At 60.5% G+C, this 18,548-nt stretch carries 18 protein-coding genes and 1 tRNA gene; 15 read left to right on the top strand and 4 right to left on the bottom strand.

From position 1 onward, the window contains the following. The first annotated feature begins 317 nt into the window (after positions 1-317). From PMI24_RS27630 to PMI24_RS27580, 10 genes are all read left to right on the top strand, one after another. Complete coding sequence (locus PMI24_RS27630; RefSeq protein ID WP_007959989.1) at positions 318-2,156, top strand: long-chain-acyl-CoA synthetase; 1,839 nt, start codon at positions 318-320, stop codon at positions 2,154-2,156. A gap of 98 nt (positions 2,157-2,254) precedes the next feature. Continuing rightward, complete coding sequence (locus PMI24_RS27625) at positions 2,255-2,773, top strand: ankyrin repeat domain-containing protein (RefSeq protein ID WP_007959988.1); 519 nt, start codon at positions 2,255-2,257, stop codon at positions 2,771-2,773. Between the two features lie 90 nt (positions 2,774-2,863). Further along, positions 2,864-3,394, top strand: coding sequence for a hypothetical protein (locus PMI24_RS27620; protein ID WP_007959985.1), 531 nt, complete (start codon positions 2,864-2,866; stop codon positions 3,392-3,394). Between the two features lie 71 nt (positions 3,395-3,465). Continuing rightward, complete coding sequence (locus PMI24_RS27615; protein ID WP_007959984.1) at positions 3,466-3,657, top strand: PLDc N-terminal domain-containing protein; 192 nt, start codon at positions 3,466-3,468, stop codon at positions 3,655-3,657. Positions 3,658-3,791: 134 nt separating this feature from the next. After that, on the top strand, positions 3,792-4,667 hold the full coding sequence (gene speE, locus PMI24_RS27610) for a polyamine aminopropyltransferase (RefSeq protein WP_007959983.1): 876 nt from the start codon (positions 3,792-3,794) through the stop codon (positions 4,665-4,667). A 156-nt stretch (positions 4,668-4,823) separates the two neighbouring features. Beyond that, a complete protein-coding gene (locus PMI24_RS27605; protein ID WP_007959980.1) occupies positions 4,824-5,057 on the top strand; it encodes a hypothetical protein in 234 nt (77 codons plus the stop codon). A gap of 210 nt (positions 5,058-5,267) precedes the next feature. Further along, on the top strand, positions 5,268-5,615 hold the full coding sequence (locus tag PMI24_RS27600) for a ribonuclease E inhibitor RraB (RefSeq protein ID WP_007959978.1): 348 nt from the start codon (positions 5,268-5,270) through the stop codon (positions 5,613-5,615). Between the two features lie 477 nt (positions 5,616-6,092). Then, positions 6,093-7,502 carry a circularly permuted type 2 ATP-grasp protein gene (locus PMI24_RS27590; RefSeq protein ID WP_007959976.1) on the top strand — a complete coding sequence of 470 codons (1,410 nt, stop codon included), beginning with the start codon at positions 6,093-6,095 and terminating at the stop codon, positions 7,500-7,502. Between the two features lie 12 nt (positions 7,503-7,514). After that, entirely contained in the window at positions 7,515-8,465 is a 951-nt protein-coding gene (locus PMI24_RS27585) for an alpha-E domain-containing protein (RefSeq protein ID WP_007959974.1), read from the top strand. After that, positions 8,462-9,271: a transglutaminase family protein gene (locus PMI24_RS27580; protein ID WP_007959971.1), complete on the top strand. Its 810-nt coding sequence runs from the start codon at positions 8,462-8,464 to the stop codon at positions 9,269-9,271. The genes PMI24_RS27585 and PMI24_RS27580 overlap by 4 nt, the downstream gene beginning before the upstream one ends. 14 nt (positions 9,272-9,285) lie before the next feature. On the opposite strand, the gene PMI24_RS27575 is transcribed toward PMI24_RS27580, so the two are convergent. Beyond that, positions 9,286-10,071 (bottom strand): c-type cytochrome, encoded by a 786-nt coding sequence (locus tag PMI24_RS27575; RefSeq protein ID WP_052026255.1) that lies wholly within the window; start codon positions 10,069-10,071, stop codon positions 9,286-9,288. Positions 10,072-10,695: 624 nt separating this feature from the next. On the opposite strand from PMI24_RS27575, the gene PMI24_RS27570 reads away from it, so the two are divergent. The 3 genes from PMI24_RS27570 to PMI24_RS27560 all read left to right on the top strand — a co-directional run bounded on the left by PMI24_RS27570 (position 10,696) and on the right by PMI24_RS27560 (position 14,881). Continuing rightward, complete coding sequence (locus PMI24_RS27570) at positions 10,696-11,901, top strand: acetyl-CoA C-acetyltransferase (protein WP_007959957.1); 1,206 nt, start codon at positions 10,696-10,698, stop codon at positions 11,899-11,901. 17 nt (positions 11,902-11,918) lie between these two features. Next, a complete protein-coding gene (locus PMI24_RS27565; RefSeq protein WP_007959956.1) occupies positions 11,919-14,063 on the top strand; it encodes a 3-hydroxyacyl-CoA dehydrogenase NAD-binding domain-containing protein in 2,145 nt (714 codons plus the stop codon). Between the two features lie 95 nt (positions 14,064-14,158). Next, positions 14,159-14,881 (top strand): amidotransferase, encoded by a 723-nt coding sequence (locus tag PMI24_RS27560; RefSeq protein WP_007959955.1) that lies wholly within the window; start codon positions 14,159-14,161, stop codon positions 14,879-14,881. Positions 14,882-14,920: 39 nt separating this feature from the next. Here the strand turns inward: PMI24_RS27560 and PMI24_RS27555 are convergent, their stop codons facing one another. The 3 genes from PMI24_RS27555 to PMI24_RS27545 all read right to left on the bottom strand — a co-directional run bounded on the left by PMI24_RS27555 (position 14,921) and on the right by PMI24_RS27545 (position 17,655). Beyond that, positions 14,921-15,892, bottom strand: a complete 972-nt coding sequence (locus tag PMI24_RS27555; RefSeq protein ID WP_007959954.1) for a magnesium and cobalt transport protein CorA — start codon at positions 15,890-15,892, stop codon at positions 14,921-14,923. Between the two features lie 134 nt (positions 15,893-16,026). Further along, positions 16,027-16,749 (bottom strand): 1-acylglycerol-3-phosphate O-acyltransferase, encoded by a 723-nt coding sequence (locus PMI24_RS27550; RefSeq protein ID WP_045121916.1) that lies wholly within the window; start codon positions 16,747-16,749, stop codon positions 16,027-16,029. A gap of 216 nt (positions 16,750-16,965) precedes the next feature. Next, complete coding sequence (locus PMI24_RS27545; protein WP_007959952.1) at positions 16,966-17,655, bottom strand: crotonase/enoyl-CoA hydratase family protein; 690 nt, start codon at positions 17,653-17,655, stop codon at positions 16,966-16,968. A 307-nt stretch (positions 17,656-17,962) separates the two neighbouring features. On the opposite strand from PMI24_RS27545, the gene PMI24_RS27540 reads away from it, so the two are divergent. Continuing rightward, positions 17,963-18,052: transfer RNA gene (locus PMI24_RS27540), tRNA-Ser, on the top strand. Between the two features lie 154 nt (positions 18,053-18,206). Continuing rightward, positions 18,207-18,527, top strand: coding sequence for a YbjQ family protein (locus PMI24_RS27535; protein WP_007959944.1), 321 nt, complete (start codon positions 18,207-18,209; stop codon positions 18,525-18,527). The last annotated feature ends 21 nt before the right edge of the window (positions 18,528-18,548 follow it).

The raw sequence follows: 18,548 nt of genomic DNA, 5'->3' as shown, positions 1-18,548 counted from the left end.
TTTTTTAAAAATCGTTATAAATCAATAGCTTATAAAATTGTCTAATTCCCATCGTCGTGCAATCTGCATGAATGGCCATCGTGCATCCTGCATTTTGCGGGATCGTTGTCGATCCGATGGAACCATTTCAGCCGGCCGTAATCCCGCTTCGCCTTGTAGCGCTGGCGGATACAAAACATTGCAAAAACCGCGTGTACAGCCCGCGAAGCCCTGACGTATTTTCGGCCTCGACCCTCGCTCGAGAAGCGCTGGTTGCCTCACCCGATTGCCCGACAATAAAAAACCGGCCTGCACGTCAAGGTCGAACGGGAGCTGCCATGCGCCACGCGCCGAGCGACACGATTACCTGGGGCATGATGCTCCGCAAACTGCCGATGATTGCCAAAGCCATCCCCCGGGTGGTGAAAGGCATGAAGGTGGCCAACGTCAAGGATCCGACCCAAACCTGTGGCCTGGGCTGGACATTCGAGCAAGCGACCCTGCGCAACCCCGAAGGCCCCGCGCTGCTGTCGGGCGAGGTGGTGCTGAGTTATTCACAGGTCAACCAGTGGGCCAACCGCATCGCCTATTATTTGATCGGGCAGGGCATCGGCAAGGGCGATGTGGTGGCGGTGTTCATCGAGAACCGCCCGGAACTGCTGGTGACGATTCTGGCGCTGGCCAAAGTCGGCGCGGTCAGCGCGCTGCTCAATACCTCGCAGACCCGCGATACGCTGATTCACAGCATCAATCTGGTGACGCCGGCGGCGATTGTCGTCGGTGAAGAATTGCTGCCGGCATTTGCGGCGGTACGCGAGCAAGTGTCGATCCCGGCAGCGCGCGCATGGTTCGTCGCCGATCAGGATACCTTCAGCCATCCGGGCATCGCGCCCGAGGGTTATATCAACCTGATCAGCGCCAGTGCCGATGCCTCTGGCGACAACCCGGCCAGTAGCCGGCAGATTTTCTTCGACGATCCCTGTTTTTATATCTACACCTCCGGCACCACCGGTTTGCCCAAGGCCGGGGTGTTCAAGCACGGCCGCTGGATGCGCAGTTCGGCGAGCTTCGGCATGATCGCCCTCGACATGCGCCCGGACGACATCGTTTATTGCACCTTGCCGCTGTACCACGCCACCGGGCTTTGCGTGTGCTGGGGTTCGGCGGTCAATGGTGCGTCGGGTTTCGCGATTCGCCGCAAGTTCAGCGCCCGGCAGTTCTGGAGCGACGTGCGCCGCTACCGCGCAACCACCATTGGTTACGTCGGCGAGCTGTGCCGGTATCTGGTGGATCAGCCGCTCAGCGCCGACGATAGCCGTCACGATGTGCGCAAGATGATCGGCAACGGCCTGCGGCCCGGCGCGTGGGCCGAGTTCAAGACCCGCTTCGGCGTGGATCACATCTGTGAGCTTTACGCCGCCAGCGACGGCAATATCGGCTTCACCAACATCCTCAATTTCGACAACACCATCGGCTTCTCGCTGATGGCCTGGGAACTGGTCGCCTACGACCAGGACAGCGGCGAACCGATTCGCGGCGCTGACGGGTTCATGCGCAAGGTCGGCCGGGGCGAGCGAGGCCTGTTGCTGGCGCGGATCGACGACAAGGCACCGCTGGATGGCTACACCGACCCACAGAAAACCGCCAAGGTTGTGCTGCAGGACGTGTTCACCAAGGGCGACCGCTTCTTCAATACCGGCGATCTGCTGCGCAACATCGGTTTCGGTCACGCGCAGTTTGTGGATCGCCTCGGCGACACCTATCGCTGGAAGGGCGAGAACGTCTCGACCACCGAGGTCGAGAACCTGCTACTGCAGCATCCGCATATTTCCGAAGCGGTGGCCTATGGCGTGGAAATCCCCAACACCAATGGCCGCGCCGGGATGGCGGCGATCACCCCGGCCGAGTCCCTGGCGACCCTGGATTTCGCCGAGCTGCTGGCCTTCGCCCGCCAGCGCATGCCGGCCTACGCGGTGCCGCTGTTCTTGCGGGTCAAGGTGAAGATGGAAACCACCGGCACCTTCAAATACCAGAAAACCCGCCTGAAAAACGAAGGTTTCGATCCCGGCCTGACGGGGGATGATCCGATTTACGCCTGGCTGCCGGGGACCGAAACCTACGTGCAGGTGACGGATGAAATCCTTGCGGACATCCGGGCAGGCAAGTTCCGTTATTGATATTGGCTATCGGCAGTCTTTGAAAAAAGGGGATGACAGCTATCGCCGCGCTCGGGAAACTATCGGCTTTCCGATTGACCGAAAGTGGAGTTGCCCCCATGTCCGACCAAAGCCGCCAGATGACCTCCGAAGAAGCTGCCGAATTCACCGAGCAGGTATTCAACAAGGCGCGCGAGGGTGATGCGGTGATGCTGGATCGCCTGATCACTGCCGGTCTGCCGGTGAACCTGACCAACAGCAAGGGCGACACCCTGCTGATGCTCGCCAGTTACTACGGGCATGTGGACGCGGTGCAAGTGCTGCTCAAGCACAAGGCCGATCCGGAACAACGCAACGGTAACGGCCAGAGCCCGATTGCCGGCGCCGCGTTCAAAGGTGATCTGGCGGTGGTCAAGGCGTTGGTTGCTGGCGGGGCGCAGATCGAAGGCGCCTCCTTCGACGGCCGCACGGCGTTGATGATGGCGGCGATGTTCAACCGCGTTGAAATCGTCGACTTCCTGATCGACCAGGGCGCCGATCCGAAAGCCAAGGATGCCAACGGCATCACCGCGCTGGACGCGGCCCGCACCATGGGCGCTGTCGACACTACTGCGCAGCTGGAAAAACTGCTGGGCTGAAGCCGCTGGCCGGAACCCGCTCTGTGGCGAAGGCGAGAATGCGCTATCCTTCGCGCCCTCAAAATTCCCTTCGCCACAGGATCCGCCCCCATGAAAGCCGCACTCGCCGAACTCATCAGCAAAATCAGCTCCGGCTGCATGGGCGAAGACGAGATCCTGAAGGTCGCTGACGAAGCGGCACAGGCCTACGCCGATGCCGACGCTTTTCTGACCGCCAACCCGGACATCAACTACGACGACACTTTCCCGATTCCGCTGGGCGAGTGGGTCGTGGTCGGCAGCCTGCCAGAGACCGTGCTGTTCCAGGCTGACACCTACGCTGACCTGTTCGCGCAGATCGTTGCCTCGTTCGGCCCGGGCGTCGAGTTCAACCTCAAGCCCAAGCAACTGGCCAAGACCGAGGCGCTGACTGCGCTCAACCGCATCCAGGTGCAGATGAGCAGCCTGAACAAGGAAAACGGCGGTTACACCCTGATGAACTTCAGCCAACTGCTCGACGACGAGCTGCAAGTAGTGCTGGTCTACGGCAACGACGTACCGCGCGTGCTGGAACTGTGCGCCGAAGCCGGCATTGCCGCCGCGCCGTCGCTGGAAGCCCTGAAGGTCGCCGTTCACGTCTGAACGCAATAAAAGGGAACCCTGTGCGCGACCGTCTATCCTAAAAGTGCATGCCACTATTCTGGAGCGACACCATGGGTTCCACGTTCAACGGCCTGGTCGGCCTGATCATTCTTGCGCTCGACATCTGGGCGATCATCAATGTGCTGAAAAGCGGCGCCGAGACCGGGATGAAAATCCTCTGGGTGCTACTGATCATCCTCCTGCCGGTGCTGGGCCTGATCATCTGGGCGATTGCCGGGCCGCGGGGCAATGTGCGGATCTGACCGTTCGCAGCCTGATCGGGTCGGGCCGATGAACTGAGGTTCGACCTGTCATCTTCGGCAACGTAGAATGCGCGCCTTTCCCGGGCAATCGAACCTGACGATTGGCGCCCGCGCATTCATCGGAGCACTTCACCATGACCGTCACCAAGACCAGCGAATACCTGGAAACCCTCTACGAAGGCTACGGCCAGCGTTTTCGCATGGAAAAACTGCTGCACGAAGTGCGCACCGAACACCAGCACCTGGTGATTTTCCAGAACCCGCGCATGGGCCGGGTGATGGCGCTGGACGGCGTGATCCAGACCACCGAAGCCGATGAATTCATTTACCACGAAATGCTCACCCACGTGCCGATCCTCGCCCACGGCACCGCCAAGCGCGTGCTGATCATCGGCGGCGGCGACGGCGGCATGCTGCGCGAAGTGACCAAACACGCCAGCGTCGAGCACATCACCATGGTCGAGATCGACGGCACCGTGGTCGACATGTGCAAGGAATTCCTGCCGAACCACTCCAAGGGCGCCTACGACGATCCACGCCTGAACCTGGTGATCGACGACGGCATGCGTTTCGTCGCGACCACCACTGAAAAGTTCGACGTGATCATTTCCGACTCCACCGACCCGATTGGCCCGGGCGAAGTGCTGTTCTCGGAAAACTTCTACCAGGCCTGCCACCGCTGCCTGAACGAGGGCGGCATCCTCGTGACCCAGAACGGCACGCCGTTCATGCAGATCGAAGAAGTGAAAACCACTGCCGGTCGCCTGCGCAGCCTGTTCCCGGACTGGCACTTCTATCAGGCGGCAGTACCGACCTACATCGGCGGTTCGATGACCTTCGCCTGGGGCTCGACCAACCCGGCCTACCGCAAGCTGAGCCGCGAAGTCCTGCAACAGCGCTTCATCGGCAGCGGCATCGTCACCCGCTACTACAACCCGGAAATCCACATCGGCGCCTTCGCCTTGCCGCAATACGTGCTGCAAGCGGTGAACAAGCCAAGTAACGACTGATCGTTCGCGGGTCAGAAAAAGCCGAGGCCGGTGTGTGAAAACACACCGGCCTCGGCTTTTTTCATGTTGCATCGGTGTAAACCTTTTGAACGATCAATCCTGACAAAAGTCGAGATAGGTGTAAGCCCATTTGCGGGTTTGATCGAGGAGGCTCCGATGTCAAAGTGGAAAGTCACTTTCGTGGACGATCATGGTGAAACGATCGACGAAGTCTTCGAGTGCGAGGAATGCCCCAGCCATGAACGGGCAGCCCGCCTCATCAAGGAACGACTCCTGCCAGTCGCCGCCGAGCTTGACCTGAACGATCTGGAAGGGCGCACCGCCGATGCCGGCGTGAAAAGCCTGAAAACCCAGAACAGCATCGAAATCCGCAGCATCACCCCAATCTGAATCTTCATTTTCTTCATGTACCAGGCCTTGGCAGCGGCTCTATCTTGGGGCTACTCTGCAAGCGAGATCAGCGAACGGATCGCTAAGGTCTGGTCTTGTCAGCTACATGCTTGTTTCCCGCCGGCAACGCGGTTGCCGTAAGCACCCGGGCCCGTTGGGCCAGTGCAGGGAATACGGAAAGTCTATCCATCTATGCGAGGGGGACGATTCATGAGCACAGCCTATCAAGAAGACATCAGCAGCAGCGTGCTGCGCCGCATGAAAGAAGGCGGTTTCGATTTTTCCCGATTCCATCCCATCGAGTTCTACGCCATTTTCCCGGACGAGGAGCGGGCGCGCAGGGCGGCAGGCAAATTTCGCGGTGAATCCATCAATGCCCAGGTCAGTGCGCGCGACGACGGCGCCTGGTCTCTGGAATTGAGCAAGGTGATGTACGCAACCTACGACGACATTGGCGATTTCGAGCAGGGTTTTTCGGCGGTGGTCGAGCCCTTGGGCGGCATCATCGAAGGCTGGGGCGTGAAACAGGAGATCCGCAACCGGCACCGTTTGAACTGATCACTCTCGCAACATGTCGAGCTACGGCTGACCTTCGGGTCGGCCGTTGTCGTTTCTGCCGCCCCGAAAGCGCATGGCAAAACCCTGAAACAAGAAACCGGCGCAAAAAAAAGCCACCTGAAAAGGTGGCTGAAAGGGAAGACCGGAAGGAGAGGAAACCGGTCAGGGTTACGGCCGGGAGGGCTGCCGAGGCAAGCCGGATCAGTGAGGCTGCGTACTTCGTCAGCGACGTTTTTGCAGCAGATGCGCGGATTATCCGCAGCCGGCACCGGGCAGTGAAATCAACTCTGACTATGCTGGTGATAGGCGACGGGACTGCGTCGCAATGAAGCGGGGGCGATCAGGTTGGGGCATTTGCCGCACAGGAATGGTGCGGTGTGTGTGGCGTGAATATCCAACCGATTGAAATCAAAGCGTTTATGCCGATGGCACGGGCCTTGCGAAGGCCTGTATGTCCGGGGTGACAAGGAGTACGGCATGATCCGCACCTATTTTGATGAAATGTACGATGCCGGCGGCCAGGTTCGCCCGCATTACCGGGAGTTTGCCCGCTGGCTGGCCGATACGCCTGATGAACTGCTGGCCCAGCGGCGACGCGAGGCCGATCTGCTGTTCCATCGTGCCGGGATCACTTTCACGCTCTACGGGGACGAGCAAGGGACAGAACGCCTGATTCCCTTCGACACCATTCCGCGCAGCATTCCCGCCAGCGAGTGGCGGATCGTCGAGCGCGGCTGCATTCAGCGGGTCAAGGCGTTGAACATGTTCCTCGCCGACCTTTACCACGAGCAACGCATCATCAAGGCCGGGATCATTCCCGCCGAACAGGTGCTGGCCAACGAGCAGTACCAGTTGGCGATGCAGGGGCTGGATCTGCACCGCGGTATCTATTCGCACATCTCTGGCGTCGATTTGGTGCGCGACGGCGACGGCACGTATTACGTGCTCGAGGACAACCTGCGCACGCCGAGCGGCGTGAGCTACATGCTCGAAGACCGCAAGATGATGATGCGCCTGTTCCCCGAACTGTTCGCGGCCCAGCGCATTGCCCCGATCGACCATTACCCGAACCTGCTGCTCGACACCCTGAAAAGCTCTAGCCCGATCGACGACCCGAGTGTGGTGGTGCTGACACCGGGACGGTTCAACAGCGCGTTTTTCGAGCATGCGTTTCTCGCCCGGGAAATGGGCGTGGAACTGGTTGAAGGCGCCGATCTGTTCGTGCGCGACGACAAAGTCTTCATGCGCACCACCGACGGCCCGAAAGCGGTGGACGTGATCTACCGCCGCCTCGACGATGCGTTCCTCGATCCGCTGGCCTTCCGCCCGGATTCGATGCTCGGTGTGCCGGGGCTGTTGTCGTCGTATCGCTCCGGCAACGTGGTGCTGGCCAATGCCATCGGCACCGGCGTCGCGGACGATAAATCGGTGTATCCGTTCGTTACCGAGATGATCCGTTTCTACCTCGACGAAGAGCCGATCCTGAAGAACGTGCCGACCTGGCAATGCCGCAATCCGTCTGAACTTTCCCATGTCCTGGCCAATCTTCCGGATCTGGTGGTCAAGGAAACCCAGGGCTCCGGCGGTTACGGAATGCTCGTGGGGCCGGCGGCGACGACCGCGGAAATCGATGCGTTCCGCGAGCGGATCAAGGCCAAGCCCCACGCGTACATCGCGCAACCGACGCTGTCGCTGTCGACCTGTCCGACCTTTGTCGAAAACGGCATTGCGCCGCGCCATATCGACCTGCGCCCGTTCGTATTGTCCGGTCGCGAAACCCGGGTCGTGCCCGGCGGTTTGACCCGTGTCGCCCTGCGTGAAGGCTCTCTGGTGGTGAATTCATCCCAGGGCGGCGGAACCAAGGACACCTGGGTGGTCGAGGATTGAAGGAAGCCTGCCATGTTAAGTAGAACTGCCTCGGATCTGTACTGGATGTCGCGTTACCTGGAGCGGGCGGAAAACCTCGCACGGATGCTCGATGTCAGCTATTCGCTGTCGCTGATGCCGCAGGACGGCCGTGGCGACGGTCTGCATGAACTGGCGATGCCGTTGCTGATCACCGGCACGCTGGACGATTACCTGGAACGTCACGGCGAGCTGCATGCCGAGCGCTTGCTGCACTTCTTCGCCCTCGACGCGGCCAACCCGGCGAGCATCTACAGCTGCCTAGGTGCGGCACGGGCCAGCGCCCATGCGGTGCGAGGACGAATCACCGCTGACATGTGGGAGAACATCAACGCCACCTGGCTGGAGATTCGCGGGATCGCCAACCAGGGCCTCAGCCGTTATGGCATGAGTCGCTTCTGCGAGTGGATCAAGGAGCGTTCGCACCTGTTTCGGGGCGCGTCCTACGGCACCATCATGCGCAACGACGCGTTTCGTTTCATTCGCCTGGGTACGTTCATCGAGCGGGCGGACAACACCTTGCGCCTGCTCGATGCTCGTTACGAGATGGCCGGCGATCAGGCCGAAGCGGTCAGCGACGGCACCGCTCACGCCTATTACCAGTGGAGTGCGCTGTTGCGGGCGCTGTCATCGTTCGAGGCCTACACCGAGATCTATCGCGATGCGCCCGGCGCCCGGCATGTGGCCGAGTTGCTGTTGCTGCGGGCCGACGTGCCGCGTTCGCTGCGGGCGTGCACCGAGGAGATTGACCAGATTCTGGCGCAACTGCCGGGGGCCAACGGTCGCCCTGCACAACGACTGGCGGCGGAAATGGACGCGCGTCTGCGCTACACCGGCATTCAAGAAATTCTCGAGGAAGGGCTGCACGCCTGGCTCACCGAGTTCATCCCGCTGGTGCGCCAGTTGGGTAACGCCATTCACAGTTCCTACCTGGAGGCCGCATGAGACTTTCCATCAGCCACGAGACCACCTATCACTACGAAGATCAGGTGCGCGCGAGCATCCAGTACCTGCGCCTGACACCCCACGACAGCGAGCGTCAGCATGTGCTGAGCTGGCAGCTCGACCTGCCGCGCCCGGTGCGCGCCCAGCTCGATCCGTTCGGCAACATCCTGCATGTGCTGACCATGGACGAGCCCCACGAAGCGATCATCATCGGCGCCCGGGGGCAGGTCGATATCGACGAGTTGCGCGAGGCGGAGCACGAGAGTCAGTCGGCGCTGCCGTTCCTGCGTTTCACCCGGCTGACCGAGGCTGACGAGGCGCTGCGGGCGTTTGCCGAGAAGTCCTGCAAACAGCGCCGGGACCGCAATGCACTGATCGACCTGATGCATGGGCTTAACCAGCACATGACCTACAAACCGGGCGCCACCGAAGTCGATACCAGTGCCGCCGAGGCGTTTGCCGGGCGGGCGGGTGTTTGCCAGGATCATGCCCACGCGTTTCTGGCCTGTGCGCGCAGCCTCGGTGTGCCGTCGCGGTATGTGTCGGGTTATCTGTACAGCGAGGATTGCGAGCATCTGGCCAGTCACGCCTGGGCCGAAGCCTGGATCGATGACGCGTGGTACAGCTTTGACGTGACCAATGAACTGGCGCGGCCGGAGCGGCACCTGAAACTGGCGGTGGGTCTGGATTACCTCGATGCCTGCCCGGTGCGCGGCATGCGCCGGGGCGGTGGTTCAGAGCAGATGCACGCGAAAGTGCTGGTGTCGCCGACACCAGCGCCAATCATCTCGGTGCAACAGCAGTAAGCGGCGTAGTTGGCTTACTTGGCGGGCGCAACCTTGCGCCCGGCCATGTGCTGCAAATACCCGATCAGTTTCTGCAGATCCGCATCAGGCAACACTTCGGCGGAAAACCCCGGCATCTTCGCCTGCGGCCACTGACGCAGACTCTGCGGATCGCGGATATAGCGCTTGAGAAAATCCGCGCCGAAGTATTCGGTCGGATTGTACGGAATATTCAGATCCGGCCCGAACTGAGCATCCCCCGCGCCATTCAGGCGATGGCACGCCAGGCAGTTCTTCTGGAACAGCGCAAACCCCTGATTCACCGGGTCATCGGCCTTCAACGCAGGATCCGGCAGCAGGGCAGGGAAGCGCTCGGCCACCGGCGCCATGCGCTTGATGCTCGCCACTTCGAATGGCCATTGTTCCGGGCTGATATTGCCGGCCTGCGGATCGGTCCACACCAGATAGAACGGCCCGGCGCTGTGCTTGCCTTCCGACAGCGGCGGCCAGGGCTGCGCCGGATCTTCGATGGCGAGCCAGGCGCGTGAACCCTTGTTGTTCAGTAGCGGTGCGGCGGACAGCTCTGCGGCAAAGCCGTCCAGCGCTACCGCTTGCAGGTGATCGTCCGGTTTGATGCCGGTCAGCAGCGCGGCCATCGGCACGGCGCGATAAGTCATGTCCTTCTTGTAGGACACATCATTCTTGACCGTGAGGGTTTGTACCTGAGGATGTTTGAGCAATTCCTCGGTCTGCCAGGTGCGGCTGTTCGCGCCCAGCTCCAGGTTCAGCTGCGCGGCAGACAGGGGCATGCTCAGCAGCATGGCCCCGAACAGAATGAGCGTTTTCAAGTGATCGCCGTCCGTGTCGTGGAAGTGCGCAAAGGTTGGCACAGCCACGCTGGCCCGGGTAGCGGGCCAGTCACATTTTCAGTGGCGATAAACAATACCTGCCGCTTGAATCAGCCGATGACCTTGGTCAGGTTCGGTAGAATCAACAACAGCGTCGTGGCGAAAAGAATGAGCCCTGCTTGCCGTACTTTCGGTTGTTTGAACATGGCTTGACCGCCTTTTTTGTTATTTCCTGATGCCTGCCTGCATATCCATGACGGCAAGCGCTGCACTTCCTGTAGCGAACGCCTGTCTCGGCAAAACCCGACGACAACGACGTACATCTTCACCTTAGGGCCCGCGTCACGCTTGGCTTAGATCCATTTCGTATGTATTTGCTACCTGTCGCGATTAAAAAGGCATGAGGCCAATTGCCAGCTTCTTTGCCGCCCGTTTGCTAGACAGCTCGCGCACCTGAACCGGTTAACCAAGACACGGATGACCGTCCGTCTGAGCGTGCGCGTCAACGTCATTGAGCGCTGTGGTCATTGAATCCATGGCCTGCGAAGACAACAGTGACAGCACGAATTTCACTCACCGCACAGGTTCGAGGACGTCATGACCCAAGCTTTGATTTTCGACGCGTTACGCACGCCCCGTGGCAAGGGCAAGGCCGACGGATCGCTGCACAGCGTCAAACCGGTGAACCTGGTGGCCGGGCTGCTGACCGCTTTGCAAGCGCGCACCGCGCTGGACACCAGCCAGGTCGATGACGTGGTGCTCGGTTGCGTCACGCCGATTGGCGATCAGGGCTCCGACATCGCCAAGACCGCCGTGCAGGTGGCCAATTGGGACGTCAGCGTCGCGGGCGTGCAGATCAACCGCTTCTGCGCCTCGGGGCTGGAAGCGGTGAACCTCGGAGCGATGAAAGTGCGCTCCGGGTTCGAAGACCTGGTGGTGGTCGGCGGCGTCGAATCCATGTCCCGTGTGCCGATGGGCAGCGACGGCGGTGCCTGGGCGCTGGACCCGCAGACCAACCTGCACAGCCATTTCACGCCACAAGGCGTCGGCGCCGACCTGATCGCCACCCTTGAAGGCTTCAGCCGGCAGGACGTCGATGCCTACGCGCTGCACTCGCAACAGAAAGCTGCCCGCGCCCGGGCCGACGGTTCGTTCAACAAGTCGTTGGTGCCGGTGCAGGACCAGAACGGCATCATCCTGCTTGATCACGATGAATTCATTCGCGCCGAGTCGACTCTTGAAGGTCTGGGAAAACTCAAGCCGAGCTTCGAGATGATCGGCCAGATGGGCTTCGACGCTACGGCGTTGCGGGTCTACAGCCATGTCGAACGAATCAATCATGTGCACACGCCGGGCAACAGCTCGGGGATCGTCGACGGCGCGGCGCTGATGCTGATCGGCTCCGAGGCCAAGGGGCGCGCGTTGGGTCTGCAACCTCGGGCGCGGATTGTCGCCACGGCGGTCACCAGCACCGACCCGACCATCATGCTCACCGGCCCGGCGCCGGCCACTCGCAAGGCGCTGGCCAAGGCCGGGCTGCGGGTGGAAGACATTGACCTGTTCGAGGTCAACGAGGCGTTCGCCTCGGTGGTGCTGAAATTCATCAAGGACATGGTCGTCGACCCGGACAAGGTCAACGTCAATGGCGGCTCGATCGCCATGGGCCACCCGCTGGGCGCCACCGGTTGCGCGATCCTCGGCACCTTGCTCGATGAACTGGAAGCCCGGCGCCTGCGCTACGGCCTCGCGACGCTGTGCGTCGGCGGCGGCATGGGCATCGCCACCATCATCGAACGCCTCTGACCCCAAGGAATCCTGTCATGACCCAAGCCATTCGTTACGAAAAAGGCCAGGACGGCATCGTCCTCCTGACCATCGACATGCCGGGCCAGAGCGCCAACACCATGAACGCGGTGTACCGCGAAGCCATGGCCGAAAGCGTCGCCCGTTTGCAGGCGGAAAAAGATGACATCGCCGGGGTGATCATCACCTCGGCCAAGAAAACCTTCTTCGCCGGCGGCGACCTGAATGAACTGATCAAGGTCGGCAAGCCCGAAGCCAAGGCTTTCTACGACATGGTGCTGACCCTCAAGGGCCAGTTGCGCACCCTGGAAACCCTCGGCAAACCGGTGGTCGCGGCGATCAACGGCGCGGCGCTCGGCGGCGGCTGGGAAATCTGCCTGGCCTGCCACCACCGGGTGGCGCTGGACGATGCGTCGGTGCAACTCGGTTTGCCGGAAGTGACCCTCGGCCTGTTGCCGGGTGGCGGTGGCGTAGTGCGCATGGTGCGCATGCTTGGCATCGAAAAGGCTTTGCCGTATCTGCTCGAAGGCAAAAAAGTCCGTCCGCAGCAGGCGGTGCAGGCCGGATTGATCGATGAGCTGGCGGCGGATCGCGATGAATTGCTGGCCAAGGCCCGGGCCTGGATTCTGGCCAATCCTGCGGCCGTGCAGCGTTGGGATGTGAAGGGTTATCAGATTCCCGGCGGCACGCCATCCAATCCGAAAGTCGCGCAGATGCTGGCGATTGCGCCGTCGATCCTGCGCACCAAAACCCAGGGCACGTTGCCGGCGCCGGAGAAGATTCTGTGTGCGGCGGTGGAAGGCGCGCAGGTGGATTTCGACACGGCGCACCTGATCGAAACCCGCTACTTCACCGAACTGACCACCGGCCAGATCTCGAAAAACCTGATCGGCACCTTCTGGTTCCAGCTTAATGAAATCAATGCCGGCGGTTCGCGGCCGCAGGGTTTTGCGCCTTATGTGACGAAACGCGTGGGCGTACTCGGCGCAGGCATGATGGGCGCCGGGATCGCCTATGTCAGCGCAGTGGCCGGGATCGACGTGGTGCTCAAGGACATCAACCTTGCGGCTGCGGAAAAGGGCAAGGCGCATTCGGCGGCGCTGCTGGACAAGAAAGTTGCTCGCGGGCAGATGACTGCGCAGCAGCGTGAAGTAGTGCTTGCGCGTATCCAGACCACTGAAAGTGACGCCGATCTGGCAGGTTGCGATCTGATCATCGAAGCGGTGTTCGAAGATCGTCAACTCAAGGCCAAGGTCTCGGCAGCAGCGCAACAGGTGGTTGGCGCCGACGCTGTGATTGCTTCCAACACATCGACCTTGCCCATCACTGGCTTGGCGACCGCAGTGCCGGATCAAAGCAAGTTCATCGGCCTGCACTTCTTCAGCCCGGTGGAAAAGATGCCGCTGGTGGAAATCATCAAAGGCGCGCAAACCAGCGACGAAACCCTCGCACGCGGGTTCGATTTCGTACTGCAAATCAAGAAAACCCCGATTGTGGTCAACGACAGTCGCGGCTTCTTCACGTCGCGAGTATTCGGCACCTTTACCAATGAAGGCATTGCGATGCTGGGTGAGGGCGTCAGCGCGCCGATGATCGAGACTGAAGCGCGCAAGGCCGGCATGCCTGTCGGGCCGCTGGCGATCTCTGACGAAGTTTCCCTCAGCCTGATGAGCCATATCCGTCAGCAAACGGCCAAAGACCTTCAAGCAGAAGGGAAACCGCTGATTGAGCACCCGGCGTTCGCCGTGATTGACTTGCTGCTCAACGAATACAAGCGGCCGGGCAAGGCAGCGGGAGGCGGTTTTTATGAGTACCCGGCAGGTGGGCAGAAACATCTGTGGCCCGAGCTGAAAACCCGTTTCGAGAAAGCCGACGGGCAGATATCGCCGAAGGATGTGCGTGATCGACTGCTGTTCGTGCAGGCCATCGAAACCGTGCGTTGTGTGGAGGAGGGCGTGCTGACGTCGACGGCGGACGCCAACGTCGGCTCGATCTTCGGCATCGGTTTTGCGGCCTGGACGGGCGGTGCGTTGCAGTTCATCAATCAATATGGCGTGAAGGACTTTGTCGCGCGGGCACAGTACCTGGCTGAACAGTACGGCGAGCGTTTCGCACCGCCTGCGCTGCTGCTGGAAAAAGCCGCGAAGGGCGAGTTGTTCTAACGGGGCGGGGACGCATTTCGGGGCTTGCCTTGCCGGGTGGTTTCAAGGCAGGCTCTGGGGTGTGCATTATTCCCATCACGTGTCAGGTATTTTTTATGTCGTTACGCATCTGCATTCTGGAAACCGACATCCTGCGTCCGGAACTGGTCGATGAATATCAGGGTTACGGGCAGATGTTCCAGCGCCTGTTCTCGCAACAGCCGATCGCCGCCGAGTTCACGGTGTACAACGTGATGCAGGGCGACTATCCGAGTGATGACCTGACCTTCGATGCGTACCTGGTCACTGGCAGCAAGGCCGACTCGTTCGGTACCGACCCGTGGATCCAGACCCTCAAGCAATACCTGCTGACCCGCTATGAGCGCGGCGACAAACTGCTCGGCGTGTGCTTCGGCCATCAACTGCTGGCGCTGCTGCTGGGCGGCAAGAGCGAGCGCGCCACGCAAGGCTGGGGTGTTGGCATCCACAATTACAAACTGGCGGCCAAGGCGCCGTGGATGAGCCCGGTGCGTGAAGAGCTGACGCTTTTGATCAGTCACCAGGATCAAGTCACGGCGTTGCCGGAGAACGCGACGGTGATTGCTTCCAGTGATTTTTGCCCGTTCGCCGCGTACCACATCAACGATCAGGTGCTGTGCTTCCAGGGGCATCCGGAATTCATCCACGACTACTCGCGGGCGCTGCTGGATCTGCGTCAGGAAGCGCTGGGCGAGCAGGTGTACAGCAAGGGTGTGGCCAGCCTGGAGCATCAGCACCACGGCACCACCGTTGCGGAATGGATGATGCGTTTCGTGGCACACAAGCCGACCGCTGCTTGAATCCAGGCGCCCCCGTGTTTTGCACGGGGGCGTTTTTTCTTACAGCCAGCCGGATTTCTTGAAGCTCGCCCACAGGCTCACGCAGCCGACCGTAATAAAGCCCAGTACGCCGAAATAGCCGTAGTGCCAGCTCAGCTCCGGCATGTTCTGGAAGTTCATCCCGTAAATCCCCGCCACCGCCGTCGGGAACGCCAGAATCGCCGCCCACGCCGCGAATTTGCGTTGCACCACGCTCTGGCGTGACGCTTCCAGCAGCACGCCGATTTCGATGGTCTGGCTGGCGATGTCGGCTAGGGTGGTCAGATCTTCCATCTGCCGGTTCACGTGGATCTGCACGTCGCGAAAGTACGGGCGCATGTTCTTGTCGATGAAGGGGAAGCTCAGCTTCTGCAGCTCCTCGCCGATTTCCACCATCGGCGCGGCGTAACGGCGCAGGCGCAGGACGTCGCGACGCAGGCCGTGCAGCTTCTGGATGTCGTATTCATTCAATGCGCTGCACAACACGTTGCGTTCCAGTTCATCGATCTCGGCGTGGATCGCTTCGCCCACTGGCTGATAGTTTTCGATCACGAAATCCAGCAGCGCATACAGTACGAAATCTTCCCCGTGTTCCAGCAAGAGTGGCCGCGCCTCACAGCGTTGACGGACATGGGCGTAGGACGCCGAGTGGCCGTTGCGGGCGGTGATGATGTAGCCCTTGCCGGCGAAGATGTGGGTTTCGATGAATTGCAGGATGCCGTGTTCGCGCACCGGCGAGTAGGTGACGATAAACAGCGCGTCGCCGAAGGTTTCCAGTTTCGGCCGGCTGTGCTTTTCCAGGGCATCTTCAATGGCCAGTTCGTGCAGGTTGAACTGGCGTTGCAGGTTGGAGAGTTCCTGGGCGTTCGGCTCTTCGAGGCCGATCCAGACGAAGTGGCCGGTCTTGGCGGCCCAGGCCGCGCCTTCGTCGAGGGAAATATTGGTGACTTTCTTACCGGCGCTGTAAACCGCAGCAGCAACAACTCGACCCATGGTGGTGATTCACTTCTTCTTGGCAGATGGCAGGGGAGACATGGCTTCAGCTTAGCCGTGTCGCTGCTTGAGAGTCAGTGAAATCTGCACAGTTCACCGGGCAAAAGAAAACCCGCACAGGGCGGGCTTCTTTTTCACGCGGCTTGCAGTTGCCGATCCATCGCATCGATGCATTCGCGCATCTGCTCGCGGCATTGGTTGATGAGCATGGGCATGTCGTCCATGGTCAGGCCGGCGGTAGGAATTGCCGGCAGCGAGCGTATGAGAATTTTCCCGCTGTGCCAGCGATTCAGACGCATGTGCTTGATGTAGCTGCTGACACACACCGGAACGATCGGCACCCCGGCGGCAATGGCCATCTGGAACGCGCCTTTCTTGAATGGCAGCAGTTCTTCACCCAGGTTGCGGGTGCCTTCCGGGAACACCCAGATCGAGGTGTCTTTGTGCTGCAAGGTGTCGGTGGTGGTCAGCATCGACTGGCGCGCCTTGTGCGCGTTCCCACGATCGATCAACACATTGCCCGCCAGCCAGAACAGCTGCCCGAACAGCGGCACCCACTTCAGGCTCTTTTTGCCGATGCACACGGTACGACGCGGCACCACGTTGCCGAACACGAACAGGTCGTAGTTGGACTGATGGTTGGCGATAATCACGCAGCTGTCGGGCTTGTTCATCAACGGGCCGACATCGGCCTTCACTCGCAGACGCAAAATACACATCGCTGGCAGTGCATAGAGACGGGCGCACAGGCGACTGTTGTCCGGATTGAACGGGCGGCACAGGCCGAGGATCACTCCGAGGATCCCCGCCAGAATAAAGTGCAGGCCCATCAATAACATACGAAACACAAACAGCATTTTCAGGCCCATCGGGACAAAAGGTGGCGCAGTGTACGGATGTGCACTGTTTTCGGCAATTGCCGCTATAGAGTCCGGAGATGGGCGATGTTTAAGCGCATGTTTCCGACTTGTTGGTCAGAGGCGTCCTAGAGCTGCTGCGGAGTTTTCAACGGGGCGTGCAAGAAAAAGCCCGACACGACGGTCGGGCTTTTCTGAAGCGGTGCGAGCCGGGTATCAGCCGAGATGCTCCTGATCCTGGATGATGGCGTTGTCCAGGGTTTCCAGCAGCGCCTTGCGCACTTTCAGCTTGGTGTTCTTGTGTGCGGTCATGTTGATCTTCTTCAACTGACGCGCGGCGGCAAGGGCGGCGCCTTGCAGTTCTTCGGCCGCGACCACTTTGTCGAGGAAGCCGGCATCCACTGCGCTTTGCGGATCAAACATCTCGCCGTTGATCACCGAGCGGTGGAAGGCCGAGCGACGCAGGCGATCACGGGCCAGCTCGATGCCGGCGTGGTGCATGGTCATGCCGATCTGCACTTCGTTCAGACCAATGCTGAACGGGCCGGCGACACCGATGCGGTAGTCGGCGGACAACAGAATGAACGCGCCTTTGGCCACGGCATGCCCCGGGCAAGCAACGATCACCGGGAACGGGTGCGACAACAGGCGACGAGCCAGGGTCGAACCGGCGGTCACCAGGGAAACGGCTTCTTTAGGGCCAGCGGTCATCACTTTCAGGTCATAGCCGCCAGAGAGAATGCCCGGCTGACCGGTGATGATCACAATGGCGCGATCCGCCACCGCCTGATCCAGCGCCGCGTTGAAGGCCGCGATCACGTCCGGGGAAATGGCGTTGACCTTGCCGTTGCTCAGGGTCAGGGTCGCGATACCGTCTTCGAGGTGGTAGGCAATCAGGTCGCTCATGGCGCAATTCCTTATAAGAAAGATGGGCAGACGTTACCCACCGTCGCCGGTCAGGTAAAGCACTGTGACTGACCCGCCAGTCACCGTTTACCGGCCGATGCGCTGCAACACGCCCCGCGCCTGACGCCTGCGCACCTATATAGAAGGGCCGCGCCCACCCAAGATTGGCCGGATTGCCATGGCCCCTAGAAGGTGGAAGCGACTTTTTCTCTTAACCGCATGAAAATTCTGAAAAAAAGTTTGCCATCAGAAAAGCTTTCGACTACATTAGCGCGCCTCGACAGACAGAACATGTTTGAAGAGATACGGTGAAGTGTCCGAGTGGCTTAAGGAGCACGCCTGGAAAGTGTGTATACAGGAAACTGTATCGAGAGTTCGAATCTCTCCTTCACCGCCAAATTCGATGTAAACAAAACCCCTGGTTTCGAAAGAAGCCAGGGGTTTTGTGCATTCTGGTGCCCGGATTCTTTTGGTCACAGAGACGGATTCGGCTTCCCTTTGCCATGGCATTACAATCGCGGTTTTATCCGGCATGTAAAAGGACGACCTCCATGATCATTTCCACCACCCATTCCATCGAAGGCCGGCAGATTACGGCGTATCTGGACATCGTCAGTGCCGAGTCGGTGCAGGGCGTGAATGTGATTCGCGATATGTTCGCGGGCATGCGGGACTTTTTCGGCGGGCGTTCGCAGACACTGGAGCGGGCATTGAAGGAGGCGCGTGTTCAGGCGACTGACGAGATCAAGGAGCGCGCGCGGGCCTTGCAGGCGGATGCGGTGGTCGGGGTGGATTTCGAGATCAGCATGCCGGCAGGGAAGGGTGGCATGGTTGTGGTGTTTGCGACCGGTACGGCGGTCAAGTTGCGCTGACTGTCTAGTCCTGAAATAGGT

Source organism: Pseudomonas sp. GM25 (assembly GCF_000282255.1).
In the GTDB taxonomy this organism is placed as follows: Bacteria; Pseudomonadota; Gammaproteobacteria; order Pseudomonadales; family Pseudomonadaceae; genus Aquipseudomonas; species Aquipseudomonas aphyarum.
Note: the sequence above shows the minus strand (reverse complement) of the source record. Positions and strands in the feature narration are given on the sequence as shown.